This is a genomic window from Pseudomonas sp. FBF18, assembly GCF_024261405.1.
In the GTDB taxonomy this organism is placed as follows: Bacteria; Pseudomonadota; Gammaproteobacteria; order Pseudomonadales; family Pseudomonadaceae; genus Aquipseudomonas; species Aquipseudomonas palmensis.
In genome coordinates, this window is record NZ_QKRS01000008.1 from 20,814 (window position 1) to 40,804 (window position 19,991).

Annotated in this window: 13 protein-coding genes and 1 pseudogene; 7 read left to right on the top strand and 7 right to left on the bottom strand. The window is 63.9% G+C overall.

What is annotated here, in order from left to right:
- Nucleotides 1-139 precede the first annotated feature (139 nt).
- Nucleotides 140-1,804, top strand: a complete 1,665-nt coding sequence (locus tag DN387_RS14160) for a bifunctional diguanylate cyclase/phosphodiesterase (protein WP_043863337.1) — start codon at nucleotides 140-142, stop codon at nucleotides 1,802-1,804.
- A gap of 59 nt (nucleotides 1,805-1,863) precedes the next feature.
- Here DN387_RS14160 and DN387_RS14165 read toward each other — a convergent pair whose 3' ends face one another.
- Nucleotides 1,864-3,249 (bottom strand): NorM family multidrug efflux MATE transporter, encoded by a 1,386-nt coding sequence (locus tag DN387_RS14165; protein ID WP_054915474.1) that lies wholly within the window; start codon nucleotides 3,247-3,249, stop codon nucleotides 1,864-1,866.
- Between the two features lie 150 nt (nucleotides 3,250-3,399).
- Between DN387_RS14165 and DN387_RS14170 the strand changes: the two genes are divergently transcribed.
- Both DN387_RS14170 and DN387_RS14175 read left to right on the top strand, forming a co-directional pair.
- Nucleotides 3,400-4,344, top strand: a complete 945-nt coding sequence (locus DN387_RS14170) for a LysR substrate-binding domain-containing protein (RefSeq protein ID WP_043863339.1) — start codon at nucleotides 3,400-3,402, stop codon at nucleotides 4,342-4,344.
- Between the two features lie 153 nt (nucleotides 4,345-4,497).
- Nucleotides 4,498-6,483: a methyl-accepting chemotaxis protein gene (locus tag DN387_RS14175; protein WP_054915475.1), complete on the top strand. Its 1,986-nt coding sequence runs from the start codon at nucleotides 4,498-4,500 to the stop codon at nucleotides 6,481-6,483.
- A 62-nt stretch (nucleotides 6,484-6,545) separates the two neighbouring features.
- Here DN387_RS14175 and DN387_RS14180 read toward each other — a convergent pair whose 3' ends face one another.
- Nucleotides 6,546-7,946 carry a VOC family protein gene (locus tag DN387_RS14180; RefSeq protein ID WP_054915476.1) on the bottom strand — a complete coding sequence of 467 codons (1,401 nt, stop codon included), beginning with the start codon at nucleotides 7,944-7,946 and terminating at the stop codon, nucleotides 6,546-6,548.
- 95 nt (nucleotides 7,947-8,041) lie between these two features.
- Nucleotides 8,042-8,941: a LysR family transcriptional regulator gene (locus tag DN387_RS14185; RefSeq protein WP_043863342.1), complete on the bottom strand. Its 900-nt coding sequence runs from the start codon at nucleotides 8,939-8,941 to the stop codon at nucleotides 8,042-8,044.
- A 139-nt stretch (nucleotides 8,942-9,080) separates the two neighbouring features.
- On the opposite strand from DN387_RS14185, the gene DN387_RS14190 reads away from it, so the two are divergent.
- The 4 genes from DN387_RS14190 (at nucleotide 9,081) to DN387_RS14205 (ending at nucleotide 16,036) form a co-directional block, all read left to right on the top strand.
- On the top strand, nucleotides 9,081-10,571 hold the full coding sequence (locus DN387_RS14190; RefSeq protein WP_054915477.1) for an aldehyde dehydrogenase family protein: 1,491 nt from the start codon (nucleotides 9,081-9,083) through the stop codon (nucleotides 10,569-10,571).
- 112 nt (nucleotides 10,572-10,683) lie between these two features.
- Nucleotides 10,684-11,970, top strand: a complete 1,287-nt coding sequence (locus DN387_RS14195; RefSeq protein WP_043863344.1) for an FAD-binding oxidoreductase — start codon at nucleotides 10,684-10,686, stop codon at nucleotides 11,968-11,970.
- 245 nt (nucleotides 11,971-12,215) lie between these two features.
- Nucleotides 12,216-14,216, top strand: coding sequence for a DUF4034 domain-containing protein (locus DN387_RS14200; RefSeq protein ID WP_043863345.1), 2,001 nt, complete (start codon nucleotides 12,216-12,218; stop codon nucleotides 14,214-14,216).
- 5 nt (nucleotides 14,217-14,221) lie between these two features.
- Entirely contained in the window at nucleotides 14,222-16,036 is a 1,815-nt protein-coding gene (locus DN387_RS14205; protein ID WP_054915478.1) for a M48 family metalloprotease, read from the top strand.
- 484 nt (nucleotides 16,037-16,520) lie between these two features.
- On the opposite strand, the gene DN387_RS14210 is transcribed toward DN387_RS14205, so the two are convergent.
- From DN387_RS14210 to DN387_RS14225, 4 genes and pseudogenes are all read right to left on the bottom strand, one after another.
- Nucleotides 16,521-17,306 carry a hypothetical protein gene (locus DN387_RS14210; protein WP_156326230.1) on the bottom strand — a complete coding sequence of 262 codons (786 nt, stop codon included), beginning with the start codon at nucleotides 17,304-17,306 and terminating at the stop codon, nucleotides 16,521-16,523.
- A gap of 167 nt (nucleotides 17,307-17,473) precedes the next feature.
- Nucleotides 17,474-18,061, bottom strand: a pseudogene (locus DN387_RS14215) (ATP-binding protein); the annotation flags it as partial.
- Nucleotides 18,062-18,351: 290 nt separating this feature from the next.
- Nucleotides 18,352-18,540 carry an antitoxin Xre/MbcA/ParS toxin-binding domain-containing protein gene (locus DN387_RS14220; protein WP_236171750.1) on the bottom strand — a complete coding sequence of 63 codons (189 nt, stop codon included), beginning with the start codon at nucleotides 18,538-18,540 and terminating at the stop codon, nucleotides 18,352-18,354.
- A 304-nt stretch (nucleotides 18,541-18,844) separates the two neighbouring features.
- On the bottom strand, nucleotides 18,845-19,912 hold the full coding sequence (locus tag DN387_RS14225; RefSeq protein ID WP_236171748.1) for a hypothetical protein: 1,068 nt from the start codon (nucleotides 19,910-19,912) through the stop codon (nucleotides 18,845-18,847).
- Between the last annotated feature and the right edge of the window lie 79 nt (nucleotides 19,913-19,991).

Sequence of the window (19,991 nt, forward strand, 5' to 3'; positions counted from 1 at the left end):
AGGATGCGTGGCGAAATACCGCGGGATCAGGACGAAGGAATGTCGTGAGTTAAAGTGAAAACCATTTACATTTGATGGTTCAGGATCGAGCATCCCGCCCACATCGTCATTGACCGCGTTCTCGTGCTAAGGAGCCAGCTTGTCTACGCTTGTCGAACCGTTGCGTCTGCTTCTGCTGGCGGACGGGCCGCACTGGGCCGTTGCCCTTGGTGAATGCCTGCTGCCGCTGGGCGGTGGCGCGGTGCTGGTGACCGCACCCGGCTGGGACGCGGTCGACAGCCTGTTCGCCCGCGACCGCAACGCGCTGGTGCTGGCCACCCCGGGCTTGCAGCCGGCGCCCGGGCGTTGCGACCTGCCCATGGTGCTGCTGCTGGAGCAGGAGCCGAGCGAGGCGCCGCCGGGTGTGAGCGACTGGCTGGTGTTCGAGCAGCTGAGCGGCGACATGCTGCGCCGCTGCCTGCGCCATGTGCGCGAGCGAGGTGTGCTCGAAGCCACCCTGCAGCGCCTGGCCGAGCAGGACCCGCTGACCGGCATTGCCAACCGCCAGGGCTTCCAGACCCTGCTGGCCGCGCGTCTGGCCGAAAACGACGGGCGCGGTGTGGCCCTCGGGCACCTGGACCTGGACAACTTCCGCCACGCCAACGATGCCCTCGGCCACCAGGCCGGTGACCGCCTGATCCTGCAGGTGGTCAGCCGGCTCAAGCGCCAGCTCGAGGCAGGCGATCAGGTGGCGCGCCTGGGCAGCGACGAATTCGCCCTGCTGATCGACACCCGGCGCGAGCCGCAGCGTGCCGAGTGGATGGCCGAGCGCATCACCGAGGCCCTGGCCGAACCCTACTGGATCGACGGCGAAAGCCTGCTGCTGGGGTGCAGCCTGGGCGTGGCGCATGCCCGTGCGCAGGCTGGTGCCGACCCGCTGATGTGGCACGCGCACATCGCCATGCAGCAGGCCAAGAGCACCCAGGGCTGCACCTTTCACATCTTCAACGAGCGCATCAACCGCAACGCACGCAGCCTGGCCGACCTGGAAAGCGAGCTGCGCCGAGGCCTGCGCCGCGACGAACTGGAACTGCACTACCAGCCACGCCTGGACCTGAGCGACGGACGCATCGTCGGCCTGGAGGCACTGGTGCGCTGGCGCCACAGCGAGCGTGGCCTGCTGCCACCGAGCGAGTTCGTGCCGCTGGCCGAGCAGAGCGGGCTGATCGTGCCGCTGGGCTACTGGGTGATCTCGCGTGCCCTGCGCGACATGCAGGCACTGCGCGAGCAGGGGCTGGCGCCATTGCACATGGCGGTCAACCTGTCATTTCGCCAGTTTCAGGACAGCCAACTGCTGGCAACGCTGGGGCGGCTGATCGTCGAGCACGGTGTGGATGCGGGTTGGCTGGAGTTCGAGCTGACCGAGACCGCAGTGATGCGGCGCAACGACCTGGTCAAGCAGACCATGGACGCGCTGGGACGCTTGGGGGTGCGGTTTTCGCTGGATGACTTCGGCACCGGCTTTTCGTCGTTCGTGCACCTGAACAGCCTGCCGATCGCCCTGCTCAAGGTCGACCGCAGCTTTGTCGGTGGCATGGAGCAGCGCGAAGAGAACCGCAAGCTGGTGCACGCCATGATCAACCTTGCGCACAACCTGAACCTGGAGGTGGTGGCCGAGGGCGTGGAGACCGAGGAACAGCTGGCGTTGCTGCGCAGCTTTGGCTGCGACCAGGTGCAGGGCTTTCTGATCAGCCGGCCGTTGCCGATCGAGCAACTGGTCGAGTATCTGGTGCAGGGGGCGGGGCAGGGCGCAGTGGCGCTGTAGGCCCCGTCGCCGGCATGCGCGAAACAGGGTAGGAGCCGGCCTTGCCGGCGAACAGGCCCTCAAGGTTGTACAGAAACCTGTGCCATCTGCGAACTGCCCAGCAACCGCCGCATCCGCCACTCGAACGCCACCGTCAGCCCGATTGCCGCACACGCCAACCCCAGCGCCAGCCCCCACCACACGCCTACCGCGCCGCCGCCCATGGGAAACGCGAACACCCACGCCGCCGGTGCGCCGATCAGCCAGTACCCGGCCAACCCCACCAGGAACGTGGTCTTGGCGTCCTTGAGCCCGCGAATAGAGCCCATCGCGATGGTCTGAATACCGTCGAACAGCTCGAACCACGCCGCCACCATCAACAGGCTCACCGCCACCCGGATCACATCGGCGAAGGCCGGGTCCTGGCGGTCCAGAAACAGCCCCACCAGCGCCTCGGGCATCAGCCAGAACAGCAGCGAGAAACCGAGCATCATCGCCGCGCCAAAACCGATGCCCACGCGCCCGGCCTGACGCGCCGCCAGCAGGCGGTCGGCGCCGTAATGCAGGCCCACACGCATGGTCACCGCGTATGACAGGCCCGCCGGGATCATGAACGCGGTCGAGACGATCTGCAGGGCGATCTGGTGCGCGCCCAGGTCGGTGGTGCCCATGGTGCCGATGCACAGCGCTGCGAAGGCAAACAGCCCGACCTCCACGATGTAGGTGCCACCAATCGGCAGGCCCAGGCGCCACAGCTCGCGCAACGCCGGCAGGTGCGGGCGGCTCAGGCCCTGGCGTATCGGGAAGTCCGCGTAGGCCGGGTGGCGGCGGATGTACAGCGCCAGTGCGATGGCCATGGCATTGGCCACCAGCGCGGTCACCAGGCCGATGCCCATCAGGCCCAGCTTCGGCAGGCCGAACATGCCTTCGATCAAGGCGTAGTTGAGCAGGAAATTGACCACGGTGCCGACCAGGCTGATCACCATCACCGGCGTCGAACGCCCCAGTGCACTGGTGAACCCGCGCAACGCCATGAAGCTCAGGTAGCCGGGCAGGGCCAGCGGCAGCACCAGCAGGAACTGGCTGGCAAAAGCCACGTTGCCAGGTGTCTGGCCCAGCATCAGCAGCACCGGCGACAGGTTCCAAAGCACCAGCGCGGCGACGATGGCCATGCCCCAGGCCAGCCACAGCCCGGCCTGGGTCAGGCGCGTGGCACCGGGGTTGTCGCCCGCACCCTGGCGAATCGCGACCAGGGTACCGACGGCGGCAATCACTCCCAGGCAGAAGATCGACACGAAGGAATAGCTGGCCGCGCCCAGCCCGCCACCAGCCAGGGCCTCGGGGCTGATTTTGGCCATCATCAGGGTGTCGGTGAGCAGCATCAGCATGTGCGCCAACTGCGAGGCGATCAGCGGCCCGGCCAGCCGTAGCAATGCCTTGAGTTCGGTAACGGGCGCAGCCTGCATGATGCAGCTCCTGAAAAGGGAAGGGTGAGCCGTGGATTCTCGGCCTTTGCGGGCCATTGCACAAAAGGATAAAAACGATCATTGGCATGATTAAAACTCATGTGAGTATGATCCGTGCCAACCCGTATTTCATTGCTGGAGCACGCCCGCATGTCACGCCGTTTACCGCCTCTCTACGCCTTGCGGGCGTTCGAGGCCGCTGCCAGGCACAGTTCGTTCACCCGTGCCGCCGATGAGTTATCGATAACCCAGAGCGCGGTCAGCCGGCACATCCGCACGCTGGAGGAGCACTTCGCCTGCCGGCTGTTTCTGCGCAATGGCCGCACCCTGCAGTTGAGCGAGGCGGCGCGCCTGCTGTTGCCCGGTGTGCGCGAGGGTTTCGCCGCACTTGAGCGTGCCTGCAACACCCTGCACAGCGAAGATGGGGTGATCCGCATGAAGGCCCCTTCGACCCTGACCATGCGCTGGCTGCTGGCGCGCCTGAGCCGTTTTCGCCACTTGCAGCCGGGCAACGAGGTGCAGCTCACCAGTGCCTGGATGGACGTCGACCATGTGGATTTCAACCATGAACCCTTCGATTGCGCAGTGCTGTTGGGCGACGGGCATTTTCCGCCGGACTGGGAAGTCAGCCCGCTGTTCCCTGAACTGCTGATACCGGTGGGTGCGCCCGCGCTGCTTGATCAGACGCCCTGGGACGTGGAGCAGTTGAAGGCCTGCGAACTGCTGCATCCCACGCCCGACAAGCGCGACTGGCGCAGCTGGCTGGCGCAGATGGGGCTGACCGAACAGGTCTCGCTCAAGGGCGGCCAGGTGTTCGATACCCTCGAGCTGGGCATGATCGCTGCCGCGCGAGGGTATGGTGTGTCGATGGGGGACTTGCTGATGGTGGCCGAGGATGTCGCCCAGCGGCGCCTGAGCCTGCCCTGGCCGACGGCGGTGGCCAGCGGCCTGAATTACTACCTGGTGTGGCCACGCACGCGTCCCGGTGGCGAGCGTCTGCGCCGGCTCAGCGACTTCCTGCAGGGCGAGGCCCGTGCGATGGACCTGCCCAAGGTGCAGATACTGGGGGCAAATGAGCCCAACATCGGCGATTGAACGTTTGCGCAGAATATCCCTGTGATGCACTCAAGTAATCGATGACGCCGCCGAATCAGTGGGGTCGAGAGCCGCAACCAGAATGGCTCCACTTCCCCATGCCGACGGTGCAGCGTGATCAGGATGATCCGGCCCCCATTGCCAGGAGCTTCCATGTCCCAACCCCGTGCCCGAATTGCCTCGCAACTCGGTATTGCCCTGGCCGCCGTGCTGGCGGTCGTCATTACCGGCAGTACGCTGTTTGCCCTGCGCTCGCTCGACAGCGCCAACCTGATCACCCGCCAGGAACACCTGGCCAGCGAGGCACGGCTGCTCGCCGACCAGCTCGACACGTTCCACAGCACCTTGCGCGAGAGTACCCAGCGCCTCAGTGGCCTGTTCGAAAAACGCTTTGCCGGCGGGCTGCGGCTTGCCTCCGACCAGTCACTCAGCGTGGCCGGAGTGGCCACGCCGGCGCTGTACCTGGCGGACCATGCGCTGAACAACGATTTTCGCGAGGTTGACGACTTTCGCCAGATGACGGCGGGTGTTGCCACCGTGTTCGTGCGCAGCGGTGAGGACTTCATTCGTATCAGCACATCGCTGACCAAGCAGGACGGCAGCCGCGCCATCGGCACTCAGCTCGATCACCAGCACCCGGCCTACGCGCGGCTGATGGCCGGGCAGCCCTACGTGGGGCGTGCCGTGCTGTTCGAGCGCTCGTACATGACCCAGTACACACCGGTGCGTGACGTGTCGGGACGGGTCATCGCGGTCCTGTTCGTCGGCTTCGACTATACCGACGCGCAGAACGCCCAGTTCGACAACCTCCGACGCTTCCGTATCGGCCAGACGGGGTCGCTGGCGCTGCTGGACGAACAGCAACACTGGTTGGTGGCGCCAGCAGGTGTCAGCGACACGGCACTGGCTGCCCACCAACTGGGCGGGTTTGCCGCGCATGCAGGGGAAGGGCGCTTCTGGAACGATGGGGTCGAAACCCTCTACAGCGTGGCCATGCCCTTTGCCGACGGCCCGTGGACAGTACTGGCAAGCATGCCCAAGGCCGAAATTCGTGCCGTGACCTGGAGCGTGGGCGCAAGGTTGGCCATTGGCAGCCTGCTGGCCATGATGCTGGCGGTGGGCGCCACCCTGTGGCTGCTGCGCCGCAAGCTGCGGCCGCTGGCCGACCTGGTGCGTCAGGCCCAGGCCCTGGGCGCGGGCGACCTGAGTGCCCGCCTGGCGGTGGCCAGCCACGACGAAATCGGCCAACTGGCGCGCAGTTTCAATCAGATGAGCGAAGCGCTGGCGAGCACTGTGCTGCACATTCGTGATGCCTCGCAGCAGGTCAGCCAGCGTGCTCAGGCGCTGGCGGGGCTGTCGTCGGGTGCTTGCGAGGGCATGGAGCAGCAGTCGGGCGAAATCACCAGCATGGCCGGTGCGGTCGAGGAGTTCAGCGCCACCTCCCTGAACATCGCTGACAACATGGGCAGCACCGAACGCATGGCCCAGGACAACGCGCAGCAGACGCGCATTGGCCGTGCGTCGATGGACGAAGCGTCCACCTCGTTGCAGCAGATCGCGCAGGCGCTGGGCAGCACCGCGACAGTGATCGATACCCTTGGGGTGCGCTCGAAGGAGATTGGCGGCATTGTCGGCACCATCACCTCGATTGCCGAGCGGACCAACCTGCTGGCGCTGAACGCGGCCATCGAGGCGGCACGGGCGGGCGAGCAGGGGCGCGGGTTCGCCGTGGTGGCGGACGAGGTGCGCAACCTGGCGGCGCGCACCCGCGAAGCCACCGACGAGATCTCCGGCATGATCGCCAGCATTCAGCAGGAGACCGGCAACGCCATCAGCACCATGGAGCAGGGCAACCGCTTGATGGAGGAGGGCTTGCAACGCAATGCCAAGGTCGCCGAGGCCTTGGCGCGCATCGACGAGCAGAGCCGGGCGGCGGGGCAGCAGTTTGCCGCGATCACCACCGCGACTCAGGAGCAGAGCAGCACGGCGACGTTGCTGAGCAGCAACTTGCAGAGTATTGCGCTGGCCAACAGCGAGCAGCGCGAGGTGGCAGCCAACCTGGCGGCTACGGCGCGGGAGCTGGAGGGCTTGGCGGGGCAGCTGCGGGCAGAAGTGGGGCGGTTTGAGGTGGGGCATTAAGGGCCCCTTCGCCGGCAAGGCCGGCTCCTGCAGTGTAGGAGCCGACCTTGCCGGCGAAGCTGTTAAATCAGCCCAGGCAGGTTCAACGCCTGCGCACACGCTGCCAGCGAGCGCCGCTCGCTCTCGGCATACAGCGCCAGCTCATCCTGCACCGACTTGCCCAGCGCCTGCTCGAACGCGTCGCGGTTGGCATTGCTGCCGTACTCGCTCTGCGCGCCTTCGCCCAGGTTGGACTGGAAGATCCCCGCCGCACTCACCGGCAGGAAGTCCTCGTAGACCAGGGCTTCGAAGTGCACATGCCCGGCTTCGATCAGCGCGCTCAGCGAGGTCGGCCGCTGCGCCTGGTCGCGGGCACTCAGGCCGGCTTCGGTCGGGAAGTAGCGGAAGTACGCCAGCCCCTGCTCGCGCATCTGCGCCAGGTCGTCCGGGAAGGCTTCGAAACGCTTGCCCAGCAGGCTCATGTAGCGCTCGGCATTGGCCTCGGCCGGCACGCCGCCCAGGTCGGCCCGCGCTGCGTCCAGCAACTGGTCATACAGCACGCGACCCTTGGGGGTCAGCGCCGCGCCGCGTTGCTCGATCTCGCCGAAGCGTGCGGTATGGCTGCCCCCTTCGCTGCCCTGCTGGTCGGTGAATGCCACGCGCTCCTGCAAGGCCTTGAAGCTGGTCTGACGCAACAGGATCGGGCAATGACGCGGTGGCGGGCCCTCGATCACGGCCTTGGGCGGAATGCCCTTGGCCGGCATGCCGACCTGGATCGCATCGATGTCCAGGGTGCGCGGTGTCAGGTGGTTGATGTGCGGGCCCTTGAAGGCCACCACATCGGCGATCAGGCGGTGCTGGTCGTGCAGTTGCTGGTACTGCTCGGCCGTGACCGTGGCGTCGTGGTGCCAGCGGAAGGTGTGCAGTGCTTCATTGACGAACGCCTCGGCGTCGGCGGCATTCAGGCCTGCGTCGGCTTCGAACTGGGCAATCAGTTGCAAGGCACGCGGGGTGAAGATCTGCCGCTTGGCCAGGATCGATGCGGCCAGCTCGCGCAGGGCCGGGTTGTCGATCAGCTCCAGGCGCAGCAGCGAAGTGAACACGCGGAACGGGCTGATGTGCAGCGACTGCTCGTGCACCGCGCGAAACGCGGTGGAGTGCACCGGTACGCCGGCCGAGCTGAGGTCGTAGTAGCCCACCGGGTACATGCCCATCACCGCGAACAGGCGGCCGATGGTCGCCAGTTCCTGGGCGGTGCCGACGCGGATGGCGCCGTGGCGTTCCTGGTCCAGGCGTTCGATCTCGCCGGTCCAGCGTAGGGCCTCGGCCACCTTGGGCTGCTGGGTCATCACCTGTTGGTTGATCTCGCTCACCAGTTCCAGCAGGGTGCCGTAGAGCGGCACCTCCTGCTTGTACATGAGCGACATGGCCGCGGAAAACTGCGCGCGAATGCTGTCCGGGCTGACGAAATCTTGAGCGGGCATCGAAAGCTTCCTGGTGGTAAAAGTCACCCTTACATGAAAGCGAGGAATGCAGGCCGGGCACAAGCGAAAAAAATTCGAGGGATCATTCCTGTAATTCAGGACCTCGGCGCGGTCGCCTGTTCACGGATCCATTCCACCAGGCTGCGCACCTTGGGTACCTCGGCGGCATGTTCGGCGAACGCCACAAAGTACGCGCCGCTGCTGCGCATCGCGTAGGGCCACGGTATCACCAGCTTGCCCTCGGCCAGTTCCTGCTCCACCAGATAGCGTGGCACCAGCGCCACGCCGCAGCCCGACAACGCGGCGCCCACGCACATATAGAAGGTATCGAAGCGCGGGCCGTGGTAGCTGTTGGCCGAGTGCAGGCCCTGTTCCAGAAACCACTCGTGCCAGGCCTCCGGGCGCGAGGTGCTTTGCAGCAACACGCGCTCGGCCAGCTCGCCGGCCTCGGTCAGGGTATGCCCCTGCAGCAGTTCCGGGGCGCACACCGGCACCACCTCGTCGCCGAACAGCTCGATGCACGTGGCCCCCGGCCAGGTGCCCTGGCCATAGAAGAACACCACGTCGGCGGTGTTCTGCAGCAGTGCGAAAGGCTCCATCTCGTTGCAGATATCCAGGTGTATATTCGGGTAGCGCTTGCCGAAGCCCTTCAGGTGCGGGATCAGCCAGCGCACGCCGAAGCTCGGCTGGGTGGCCACCTTGAGCACTTCGGTCTGCTGACCGTAGGACAGGATGTAGCGGCTGGACATGTCGACCTGGGTGAGGATCTTGTTCACCTCGGCCAGGTACAGCGCGCCCGCCGGGGTCAGCTGCAGGCGTCGGCGGATCCGCAGGAACAGGTGATGGCGCAGCATGTCTTCGAGCTGCGCCACCTGCTTGCTCACCGCGCTCTGGGTCAGGTGCAGCTCTTGCGCAGCGCGGGTGAAGCTCAGGTGTCGGGCGGCCGCCTCGAAGCATTGCAGGGCGGCCATCGACGGCACCAGACGTTTGGACATAGCGGTATCACTCACCCGTCGAATCATTACCTGGCGGAATGATGTGCAGAATAAAGGTCGTTTGTAGCGCCAGAGTGATCGGATTAATACTGATCCCATCACCAATTACAACCACTCACCGCCTTGCAGGAGAAGAATAATGGTTGATGGATTGCTCGACCGCCTGGGTGTACCGGCCTCTGCCTACACCCATGGCAACCATCCCGTTCACACCCCGATCGACGGCAGCGCGATTGCCTCGGTGCACCTGGAGTCCAAGGCTCAGGTACTGGGCAAGATCGAACAGGCCGAACAGGCCTTCCTGGCCTGGCGCAACGTGCCGGCGCCGCGTCGCGGTGAGCTGATCCGCCTGTTTGGTGAAGTGCTGCGTGAGCACAAGGCGCAACTGGGCGAACTGGTATCCATCGAAGCCGGCAAGATCACCCAGGAAGGCCTGGGCGAAGTGCAGGAAATGATCGACATCTGCGACTTCGCCGTCGGCCTGTCGCGCCAGCTGTACGGGCTGACCATCGCCTCCGAGCGCCCGGGCCACCACATGCGTGAAACCTGGCACCCGCTGGGCGTGGTTGGCGTGATCAGCGCCTTCAACTTCCCGGTGGCCGTGTGGGCGTGGAACACCACTCTGGCGCTGGTATGCGGCAACGCCGTGATCTGGAAACCATCGGAAAAGACCCCGCTGACCGCACTGGCCTGCCAGGCGCTGTTCGAAAAAGCCCTGAAAGCCTTTGGCGAAGCGCCGCAAGGCCTGGCGCAGCTGATCATCGGCGACCGCGACGCCGGCCAGGCACTGGTCGACGACCCGCGCGTACCGCTGGTTAGCGCCACCGGCAGCACCCGCATGGGGCGCGAAGTCGGCCCACGCGTGGCGGCACGCTTCGGTCGCAGCATCCTCGAGCTGGGTGGCAACAACGCAATGATCCTGGCCCCGAGCGCCGACCTGGACCTGGCCGTGCGCGGCATTCTGTTCAGCGCCGTGGGTACCGCCGGGCAGCGCTGCACCACCCTGCGTCGCCTGATCGTGCACCGCTCCATCAAGGACGAAGTGGTGGCCCGCGTCAAAGCCGCCTACGCCAAGGTACGTATCGGCGACCCGCGCCAGGACAACCTGGTCGGCCCGCTGATCGACAAGGGTTCGTTCACCGCCATGCAGGACTCCCTGGCCCGTGCCCGTGATGACGGCGGCAGCGTGTTCGGCGGCGAGCGCCAGTTGCAGCAGCAGTACCCGGATGCCTACTACGTGAGCCCGGCGATCGTCGAGATGCCTGGTCAGAGCGAGGTGGTGCGCCATGAAACCTTCGCGCCGATTCTCTACGTGCTGGCCTATGACGAATTCGATGAAGCGCTGCGCCTGAACAACGAAGTGCCACAGGGCCTGAGCTCGTGCATCTTCACCACCGACCTGCGTGAGGCCGAGCGCTTCCAGAGCGCGGCGGGCAGCGACTGCGGCATCGCCAACGTCAACATCGGCACCAGCGGTGCCGAGATCGGTGGCGCGTTCGGTGGCGAGAAAGAGACCGGCGGTGGCCGTGAGTCGGGTTCCGATTCGTGGAAGGCCTACATGCGTCGTCAGACCAACACCGTGAACTACTCGCGCGAGCTGCCGCTGGCGCAGGGCATCGTGTTCGACTGATAACCGCGTCGGCCCCTTCACCGGCAAGGCCGGCTCCTACCGCAACCATGTAGGGGCCGGCCTTGCCGGTGAAGGGTACTTCCCGTTCCAAGGCCAACCAACGGAGGCGGCCATGACCGACCTGCGTCAAGAATGTCTGTGGGAGTTCGTCACTCCGCCTGCGGCGCCTGCCGCCGCACTGACGGCACAGATCAAGGCCGATGTGTGCGTGATCGGCGGGGGTATCACCGGTCTGTGCACGGCCATCAACCTGCTCGAGCAGGGCAAGTCCGTCGCGCTGCTCGAAGCCCGTGTCATCGGCCATGGTGGCTCGGGGCGCAACGTCGGGCTGGTCAATGCCGGCACCTGGATCCGCCCCGACGATGTCGAGGCCACCCTGGGCCAGCAACAGGGCAGCCGCCTGAACAAGGTACTGGGTGAAGCCCCGGCCGAGGTGTTCGCCATGATCGAACGCCTGGGCATCGACTGCCAGGCACGCAACGAAGGCACCCTGCACATGGCGCACAACGCCAACGGCGTAGCCGACCTGCAATCGCGTCACCAGCAATGGAGCCGACGCGGTGCCGACGTCGAGCTGCTGACCGGTGCGCAGTGCCAGGAATACTGCGGTACCGACAAGATTTCCGCCGCGTTGCTCGACCGCCGCGCCGGCACCATCAACCCCATGGGCTACACCCGTGGCCTGGCCGCTGCGGTACGCCGTCTGGGTGGGCAGGTGTTCGAACAGTCCGCTGTCACCGGGCTCACCCGCGAAGGCAGCGCCTGGCTGGTGAAGACTGCCCATGGCGCGGTCAGCGCCGACAAGGTGGTGATCTCCACCGGTGCCTACACCGAGGGCGACTGGACCGCGTTGCAGAAGCAGTACTTTCGCGGCTACTACTACCAGGTGGCTTCCAAGCCCCTGCAGGGCGCTGCGGCCGACAACGTGCTCAAGCACGGCCAGGGCTCGTGGGACACGCGCACGGTGCTCAGCAGCATCCGTCGCGACGACCAGGGCCGCCTGCTGCTGGGCAGCATGGGCCGGGTCGACAACAAGCCGGCGTGGTTCGTGCGCAGCTGGGCCGACCGCATCCAGGGGCACTACTTCCCGCAACTGGGCAAGGTCGACTGGGAAATGCACTGGACCGGCTGTATCGACTTCACCCCGGACCACCTGATGCGCCTGTTCGAACCGGCCCCGGGCATCGTTGCGGTCACCGGCTACAACGGCCGTGGCAACACCACCGGTACTGTGATCGGCAGGGCCTTCGCACAGTACCTGCTGCAGGACGATCCGGATGCACTGCCGATCCCGTTCGCCCCGATGAAACCGGTATCGGCCCCGTTGCTGCGCACCGGCTTCTACGAAACCGGCTTTTCGCTGTACCACGCCGGGCAGTGCCTGCGCGTGCTGCTGTAACCCCCGCTCCAGTGCGCGGCCATCGACAGGGATGCCCTGGTCGATGGCCTTCGGCATTGCCCGCATGCCGTCCCCCTGCCCGCATTTTCAACGCCCCGTACCGCTCGCGCCCGGTCGAGAATCATTAACACCCGCGATTTTTTCAATTGGACTGGATCCAATCGGTAGTGTCGTTTAGCCTTCGCCGCCATCATGAGCGCCTTTGCGCTGAACGCGCTCGCTAAAACGGACTTGAAGGGTGCCACTTGCACAACATTCCCCATATTCGCCTCCACCTGCGTGACCTGGTTCGTACCGAGTCCTTCGCCGAGCTGAACAGCTACTTCGATGCCCTGCAGGCCGAGTGGAGCAGCGCCGAGCCTGGCACCCACCATTATCTGGACACCGCCCGCACCGGCACGCTGTTCGACTTCAGTGTGACCCCGGCGCCGGAGATCGCACGCTTTCTGCAGGCCTGGGTCGCCGCCTGCCCGGATGCCTTCCATCCGCGCCTGTTCCTGGGCAACTACTGCTATGGCCGCGCCGGCAATATCCGCGGCAACGGCTGGGCCAACAGCGTGACCGACGACTGCTGGCTGGGCGCGGCGCTGGCTTGTGAACTGTCGGCGGTGCACCTGCTGGCGGCGCTCGAACGTTCGCCGCAGCCGGTGGCTGCAGGCGTCACCCTGATGGAGCTGTGCGCGCACTTCCACGAGCCGGCGTGGCTGAACGCGCTGTTCGGTGGCGAGCCTGCCAAGGGCATGGCCAGCGACAACCAGGACCCCGAACTGCTGGAGATGGCGGTCGAACACCTGGCCCACTACGGCCTGACGCCCTTGCAACAGGCCCCCACGGCGCTGCCGGCCGGCCTGCCGCAACGCCAGGCGCACGAGATGGACCAGGGGCAGGATTACTGGCTGCACCGCGTGATGGAGTGGCGCCCGGACTGCCTGGAAGCGCTGCTCAACTATGCCAACTACCTGTTGCCGCGCTGGGGCGGCAGCTACGAAGACATCGAAGGCTTTGCCAGCGGGCCGCTGTGCGCCGCGCTGAGCGAGGCGCAGCGCAATGCGATCCGCTGGCTGGCGTTCTACGACATCCACGAGGATTACCCCGCCAAGGAGGAATTCAACGCTGCACGCGAGTACCTCGAGCACTTCGAGGCCTGGCTGCAGCGCGACCTGCTGCCAGCCTACCGCGGTTATGCGCTGGGTTACTTCGGCCAGTTCTGCAGCTACTCGCTGGACAACCAGCCACGTGCGATGGCGATGCAGGTCGCGAGCGTGCAGGCCTTCCCCGAAGGCGAGTACTTCCGCCATGTCGAGGGGCCGTTCCACAGCTTCGTCTACCTCACCATGGTGGCCAACATGGCCGACGAAACCGGTGCCTTCAAGGTGGCGGTCGAGCGCATGTGCGCGATGAACGAGTTGGGCGTGCCGGTGGCGATCAAGGCTGTCGGTCACCAGTTCGGCCTGTGGGGTTTCGACAAGGACCCGCAGTGTGTGCCGGCCTTGCTGGACCGCGCGCGGGTGCTGGGCGAACACGACCTGGGGGACTCGGGCCTGGACATCGTCAGCCTGCCGTCATTCCTGTGGGACGGTGGGCGCCACGACGAGGGTTACTTCCTGGCGGTGCAATGGGGCGAGCGTGGCCTGCCGGGCGCGGCCTATTTCCTGCACGAGGTACACACCGGTGCCCGTGAAGAGGCCCCGCAACGCTATGTGGACGAGGGCGAAAGCCTGCGCTGGCTGGAGCGCGGTGCCCAGGACGGCTGCCCGCAGAGCATGTTCAACCTGGCCTGGAAAAAGCTTTTCGACGACGAGCTGGACATGCGTGTGCGTGCCAACCTCGACGAGGTGCTGCGCCTGTTCGAAGGCGCCCGCCAATCGTCGCGGGCAGAACAGCGCGCGCGCATCCGCATCGGCATCCTGCTGCGCGACTTCGGCACTGCCGAAGAGCAGGAAACCGGCGTGAAGTACCTGCGTTCGCTGGTCGACTGTGACGATGACTGGGTCTCGGCGCGTACCAGTGCCGAGATCGCACTGGCCTACCTGCGCGGGCAGGGCGTTCAGCAAAGCCGCTTCGCTGCCATCGAGTGGGCGCAGCATGCCGTGACCCAGTTGCCCGACAACGAAGGCATCCAAGAAGTCCAGTACGAGGTGCTCAACTCCCACAGCCTGCTCAAGAGTGTCACCAGCGTGTTCGGTGCGTTCCTGGGGCGTGGCAAGGTCGGCGCCGACGACCTGCCGCCCAAGCCGGCGCAGTAACGCCCATGGCCGCACTGCAACGGTTGCGACTTCGTGCCTGGCTGCTGCTGGGCAACGGCTTTCTGCTGGTGGGCGGGCTGGCCCTGTGCGCGCTGCCGCTGGCGATGTGCATGTGGCTGCCCGGTGCTGCGGGGCTGCTGGCCGGGTTCGTGACCCTGCCAGCGGGCATGTTCGGCTACAGCATGCTCAAGTTGCCCTTTGCGACGCGTGCCGATTCCAGCGAGGACGGCATCGCCCTGCAGGTAGTGGACGCGCCGCAGCTGTTCGAGGAAATCGAGCGGTTGCGCCTGGCACTCGGCGCGCCTGCGCTGGATGCGGTGTACCTGAACGACGACTTCAACGCCAGTATCCGCCAGCACCACGTACTGTTTCGCAGGACGCGCAACGTGATGTGGCTGGGCCTGCCCTTGCTCGACACGCTGTCGCCACGGGCCTGTGCGGCGATCCTGGCGCATGAGTGCGCGCACATCGCCCAGCGTCATGGCCGCTATGCCAGCCGCGTGTATTTCGCACGGCTGCAATGGCAGGCGGCGAGCGAGCGGCTGGAGCGCCATCGCTCGTTGTCGAGCGCGCCGCTGCGTCTGTTCGTGGGCTGGTACGTGCCGCGTTTTCTGGCCGTGAGCATGGATTTTGCGCGGCGCTGCGAGTACCAGGCCGACGCCGAGGCGGCGCGGGTAGGCGGGGTCGAGGCGATGCGCGAGGCGCTGGTCGGCCTGGCCTTGCAGGGGCGGGCACTGGAGCAGGCGTTCTGGCCCAAGGTGTTTCTTGCCGGCAGCGCCACGCCATTGACCGACCTGGCCCGCAGCGGTGCGCCGAGCCTGCCGCAGGACATTGCCGAGGCCCGCAGCTGGCTGCATGGCGCACTGTGCAACGAGACCGACGACAGCGATACCCACCCGGCGCTGGCCGACCGCCTGGCGGCGCTGGGGGGGGCACCCGATCAGCCCGATGCGGCACTGGTGTGGCAGCGCAGCCAGCCCAGCGCGGCGCAGGCCTGGCTGGGTGAGCAGCACCTGCCATTGGCGCAGCGCCTGGACGAACAGCAGGCCGATGACAATGCCCGGCATTGCCAGCGCGCCCGTGACGAGCGCGAGGCATTGGTGGCCGAGCAGCACGACCTGCAGCGCAAACGGCGTATCCGTGCGCTGTCGGGCCACGAGATTGCCCGGCTGGCCTGGCTGTACCGCACCCTTGGCGAGGCGGGCGATGAGGCGCTGCGTTTGCTGGAAGATGCACTGCAGCAGGCGCCGGACGCGGCGGTGCGCTATCAGCTGGCCGAGTGTCATGCCCAGGCCGGGCGCCCGGACGCCGCCGCAGCACTGTGGCGGCAGGTGGCCGAGCAGCGCGGGCCGTTGCAGCTGTACAGCCTGCGCAAGCTCAGCGTGCTGGCCCTGCGCAGCGATGACCGCGGCGCGGCCGAGCACTATCGGCGCGAGGCCGATGCCCTGCAGCGTGCCGATAGCGACGATGACGGTGAAGACGGCGAGTGGGTGCCCCACGACCTGGTGCCCGTGGAGCGCAACAAGCTGATCGAGACGCTCACGCCGCTGCTGAAACTGGCGACCGGCGTGTGGCTGCTGCGCGAGACCGGCACGCGGCGCTACATTTTGCTGGTACTGGCGCGGGACTCGCTGACTTTCCGCCTGGTCAGTCGCCTGACCGGCGAAGACAGCTACCTGCGCCGGGATTGCCAGCAGATGCTCAACCGCCTGCTGCCGCGCATTCGCCTGGACCTGGTGCCCGTGGTGATGTCGGCCGGGGATGCGCGGCTGGTGTTCTGCTCGCAGGCGTCGCAGCTGCGCTTGAGCGCGTTGCTGTAGCGCTCAGATTCGATTGGTAAATGCCTTATTGCCTGCTCTTCAACACTTGCCTGTTTTTGCGTCAGGGGCTTGGGGAGCCGGCGGTTTACCGTCCGTTACGGCTTGCTCAAGTTGAGCAGGCCTACGCCAAACATGAACCAGGCAAACCCAATGATGATCAGCCATGAGGTAATAGTCAGGCGCCTTTTGAGCGCAAGAGGGAATTCATGAAAGTCCTTCGGATCCAGCTGCCCTCGTTTGATGGAGCGTCTTGCATACAACATGATCCCGCTGAGTGCTGATACGATCATGCATCGAGCAATGAAGCCGTGTGTTCCCCATATCTGCAAGAATCTGGGCAGACAGTCACTGCGCCGAAAGGCGTGAAGCAAACTTGAAAAATGTCGAGAATGGGCAAGTTGTACCTCTGACAAGAGGCCCCCGATCCCCAAGAAGCAGGGGGTTAACATAAACGCCAGCGCCCAGTGGGACTCCCAGAAGGCCATCATGGCTGGGCGTGCTCATAGATAACTTCCCCTAGCCATTCACCACCTGACATACCACCCAGACTCCCTGCTAAAGCCCCTGCACCGACGATGGCGACACTACAAACGGTCGCACTCACCGGTCCTAAACTCAAGCAACCTACCGCGAAAACCCTGTTTGCAGCGGCGCCCCCCAGTGAACCAAAACCAAGCCCTCCCAAGAAACTGCCAGCCTCGGTGAAGCGTATCTTTTTACACGCCTTGGTTTCTCCAGCCATGCACGCCTCTCGAATCTTGAAGTACGAAGAAGCAGCACCTATCACTATGCCGATGTGCCCGCCGGTCTTCAGGTACGTTGACATCCTTGCCACCTTCTCCAGATGCGTTGCATATCCCGGAATTTGTCCTGGGACGCCCGCTTTGCTCCAATGATGCACCAGACTCCTGCTCGATATTCCAAGGCCTCTGCGCAAGGTGTCATGGCTGCCCAGGTTCATCGGTTTGTTGAGGAAGGCTATCCGCAACTGCGCTTCCATACGCTTGAAAAGTTCTTTACGGGAAGCGAAGAACTGTGGGCTTTTCAAATGGCCATGCTTGGAGAATTGCTGCTGATGCAAGAGCTCGACCTGATGCAGTGTATTCTTCAGGTCTTCGAATGACCTCGCCATCATGGCCTGGGCCACCCCCATCGACAGACTCACGTCACTTAGTAATCCTGCGATTTCGGCCTGGTGCCTCATCATGAAATCGGCCTCATCGGGGCTCAGACCGGCAAGACTATCTCGCGCCAGTTCTGCCGCTTCCATCAGATGCAGTTCCTCACGCGTACACATCTGTGCACTTCTTGGATCACCGATGACAAAGATTTCCCCTGCCTTGAAGCCAGGGGGCTGCTACGGCGGCAGCGTTGAACAGTGAGGGCGCATGATGAGGCTGCGCCCGGCATTGCACAAACCGATGGGCGTCAAGGCACCTAAGGCCCGGGGCGGTACTGCAGGGCCTCGGCCAGGTGCACGCGCGCAATGTGTGCGGCCTGTTCCAGATCGGCCAGCGTACGCGCCACCTTGAGCAGGCGGTGCGCGGCCCGTAGCGACAAGGTTAGTCGTTCGCACGCGGTTTCCAGCCATTGCTGATCTTCAGCGGACAGCGCGCAGTGCTGGCGCAGGCCGGGCAGCTCGAGAAAGGCGTTGGCACAGCCCTGGCGCTGTTGTTGTCGTTCGCGTGCGGCAGCCACCTGCCCTGCGATGTGGGCACTGGCGGGGCCGTTGTCGGTGCAGTGCGAGAGCGCCGTGGCTTCACGGGCGACGGTCAGGTGCAGGTCGATGCGATCAAGCAACGGGCCGGAGAGCTTGTTGCGGTAGCGCTGGATCTGGTCGCTGCTGCATCGGCAGCGACCGGTGGGGTCGCCATGGTAGCCGCAGGGGCAGGGGTTCATCGCCGCCACCAGTTGGAAGCGGGCCGGGAAGCGGATCTTGTCCTTGGCCCGGGCGATCACGATTTCGCCCGATTCCAGGGGCTCGCGGAGCACTTCCAGCACGCGCCGCTCGAACTCCGGCATTTTGCTTTCTACGCATTTTCCGACGTTTGGTTGTCAACACACCGATCGACAGGATCAATTCCTTAATCACGCTCAACACCAACCGGCTTCCACTTCAAGTGTCCAGAGCCACGCGCGTTTGCTAATGCTACTGACAAACGGACCGTAGTCGTTTGGAGCGTCACGCCTCATCACTACTGAAACTGAGCGATGATCCCCCTGTAGAAAATTTGCAACCCTGCGTCACGGTCATCGTACTCGACTGGGTCAGCATCGGAGCAGGCAGCACCTGCTACTTACAGTACGCGTGGCGATCAATGGACACCGTAGTCGAGCCGTAATAGGAAATCCGCGACCTCCGTGTACTCCTGATCGGTTTCCAATAGCATGCACGGCAGACGCCGGCTGAGTCCGATCGCCTGCTTGGTGAACCATGCTTCAGCCAGTTCACGATTGCCGAACACCTGCTCAGCCGTCGTCAAAATTTTTTCGCGACGTCTCATGAAGCATCGGTGCTTCAGGCTCCAACACCTGTCAGGGAATGACGAGCTGAGTACTAGAATTCTAAATACAGTCATGTTGCGCAATAAAATGTGCAGAAAGCTGGTACAAACCGCCTGTGAAAAAGCTACGGAAGGCTTGGAATTGTTGACGTTGAGCGACTAGAAATTTGTGCGAAAAAATGTGCACTCTTTACTCAGCCTCCGACCGGTTTGGCTGGCAGCGTCAGATGAGGCCGTTGTGCCCCGCGGGTGATAAACCAGTGCGGCTGGCGATGAGGGGGCCGCATTTGGTGGATCGAAGCGGCTAAGAGTTCCATGGCAGAAGGTTCGTTTCATAGTTGAATATCAGAGGCCTGACATTCGTTTTCAATGCGGTTAAGGCTTGTTTTGGGTGGATTACTTCAACCCCTCTTAAACCGCGTAAATCGGTTGAGGTTTTTGCCGCAGCTTTCGCATCGGTGAAACCTTTCATGGTCAGATCCCAGCAATAAAGGCCTGCCATCAGGGGTCTTGCGCTTTTGGTGGCTACCATTAGTTTATGGTTTTCGGGTAAGTCGAAGTTGAGATCTAGTAACTCTTGAGGTTTGAACTCATTCGGCTCATCCTCGATCTCAGGCAGGATTCCAGCGTCAATGAGCTTGTTAAATTCAAGCATTTGTCGGTGCGCATTAACTGCCCGATGCTTTAGGCGAAGAGTGAGCTCAACTTCCCTCATCGACGGCAATGGTTTTGACAAGTCAAAGCTGAGCACTATATGGTCTTCGAGCTTGTGGTCATCGATTTTTATATTGTGGTCCTCCGTGGTGTAAGCACGAACTTGTCGTGCACGTATACGTCTAGGAAAATGCATAGGGTCTTGAAGGGAAATTACAGTCTGAACTGCATCTCCTTCGCGAATAGTGGGCTGGTCATCACCATGGAATAAAACCTCCTCCTTTGCGATAACTGGACGGGCCTCTCCTAGGGTTGAGAAATTACCTTTGGTTCCTAATTCATTTCGCCCTTCGCCAGATATTATATATGACCACCAATCATGTATCTGTGGGAGGTCTATTTCGGTTATAAAGTCTGAAAGCCAGAAACCTTTAAGGTAGCTGAGGGTGCCGAATGCTTCTCTTGCTGATCTTCCATGCTTTTTTAAAGTGGCTTTTATAAGCGAAAAGTGATCGGGATCTTTGACTCTATCAAGCACATGGTTTCCAAACTGTATGCAGTCCAGAAAAACAAAGTCCCCGTCATCACAGAGGTCTTCCATCTCGGATGAGGATTCTAAGAGGAAATTTTGTACCTCTTGTCGAATCTCGAGAAGAGATGCAAATGCATCTCCCTGGCATACCCGCGCTTTCCGCTTTGCGATCTCCATCCAGAACAAGCACTCGAGTCCATCCTTCACTCGCAGGTCGGATCTCGTATACACAGCTCTTGGCATTTGTCAAAACCTTTTCAGGGGC

What these genes read in the sequence shown, in the direction of transcription:
- DN387_RS14170 (WP_043863339.1), top strand. Translation starts at nt 3,400, where the DNA reads ATGTCACGCCGTTTACCGCCTCTCTACGCCTTGCGGGCGTTCGAGGCC.
- DN387_RS14210 (WP_156326230.1), bottom strand. Translation starts at nt 17,306, where the DNA reads ATGGAAGCGGCAGAACTGGCGCGAGATAGTCTTGCCGGTCTGAGCCCC.
- DN387_RS14175 (WP_054915475.1), top strand. Translation starts at nt 4,498, where the DNA reads ATGTCCCAACCCCGTGCCCGAATTGCCTCGCAACTCGGTATTGCCCTG.
- DN387_RS14165 (WP_054915474.1), bottom strand. Translation starts at nt 3,249, where the DNA reads ATGCAGGCTGCGCCCGTTACCGAACTCAAGGCATTGCTACGGCTGGCC.
- DN387_RS14205 (WP_054915478.1), top strand. Translation starts at nt 14,222, where the DNA reads ATGGCCGCACTGCAACGGTTGCGACTTCGTGCCTGGCTGCTGCTGGGC.
- DN387_RS14180 (WP_054915476.1), bottom strand. Translation starts at nt 7,946, where the DNA reads ATGCCCGCTCAAGATTTCGTCAGCCCGGACAGCATTCGCGCGCAGTTT.
- DN387_RS14220 (WP_236171750.1), bottom strand. Translation starts at nt 18,540, where the DNA reads ATGAGACGTCGCGAAAAAATTTTGACGACGGCTGAGCAGGTGTTCGGC.
- DN387_RS14185 (WP_043863342.1), bottom strand. Translation starts at nt 8,941, where the DNA reads ATGTCCAAACGTCTGGTGCCGTCGATGGCCGCCCTGCAATGCTTCGAG.
- DN387_RS14190 (WP_054915477.1), top strand. Translation starts at nt 9,081, where the DNA reads ATGGTTGATGGATTGCTCGACCGCCTGGGTGTACCGGCCTCTGCCTAC.
- DN387_RS14195 (WP_043863344.1), top strand. Translation starts at nt 10,684, where the DNA reads ATGACCGACCTGCGTCAAGAATGTCTGTGGGAGTTCGTCACTCCGCCT.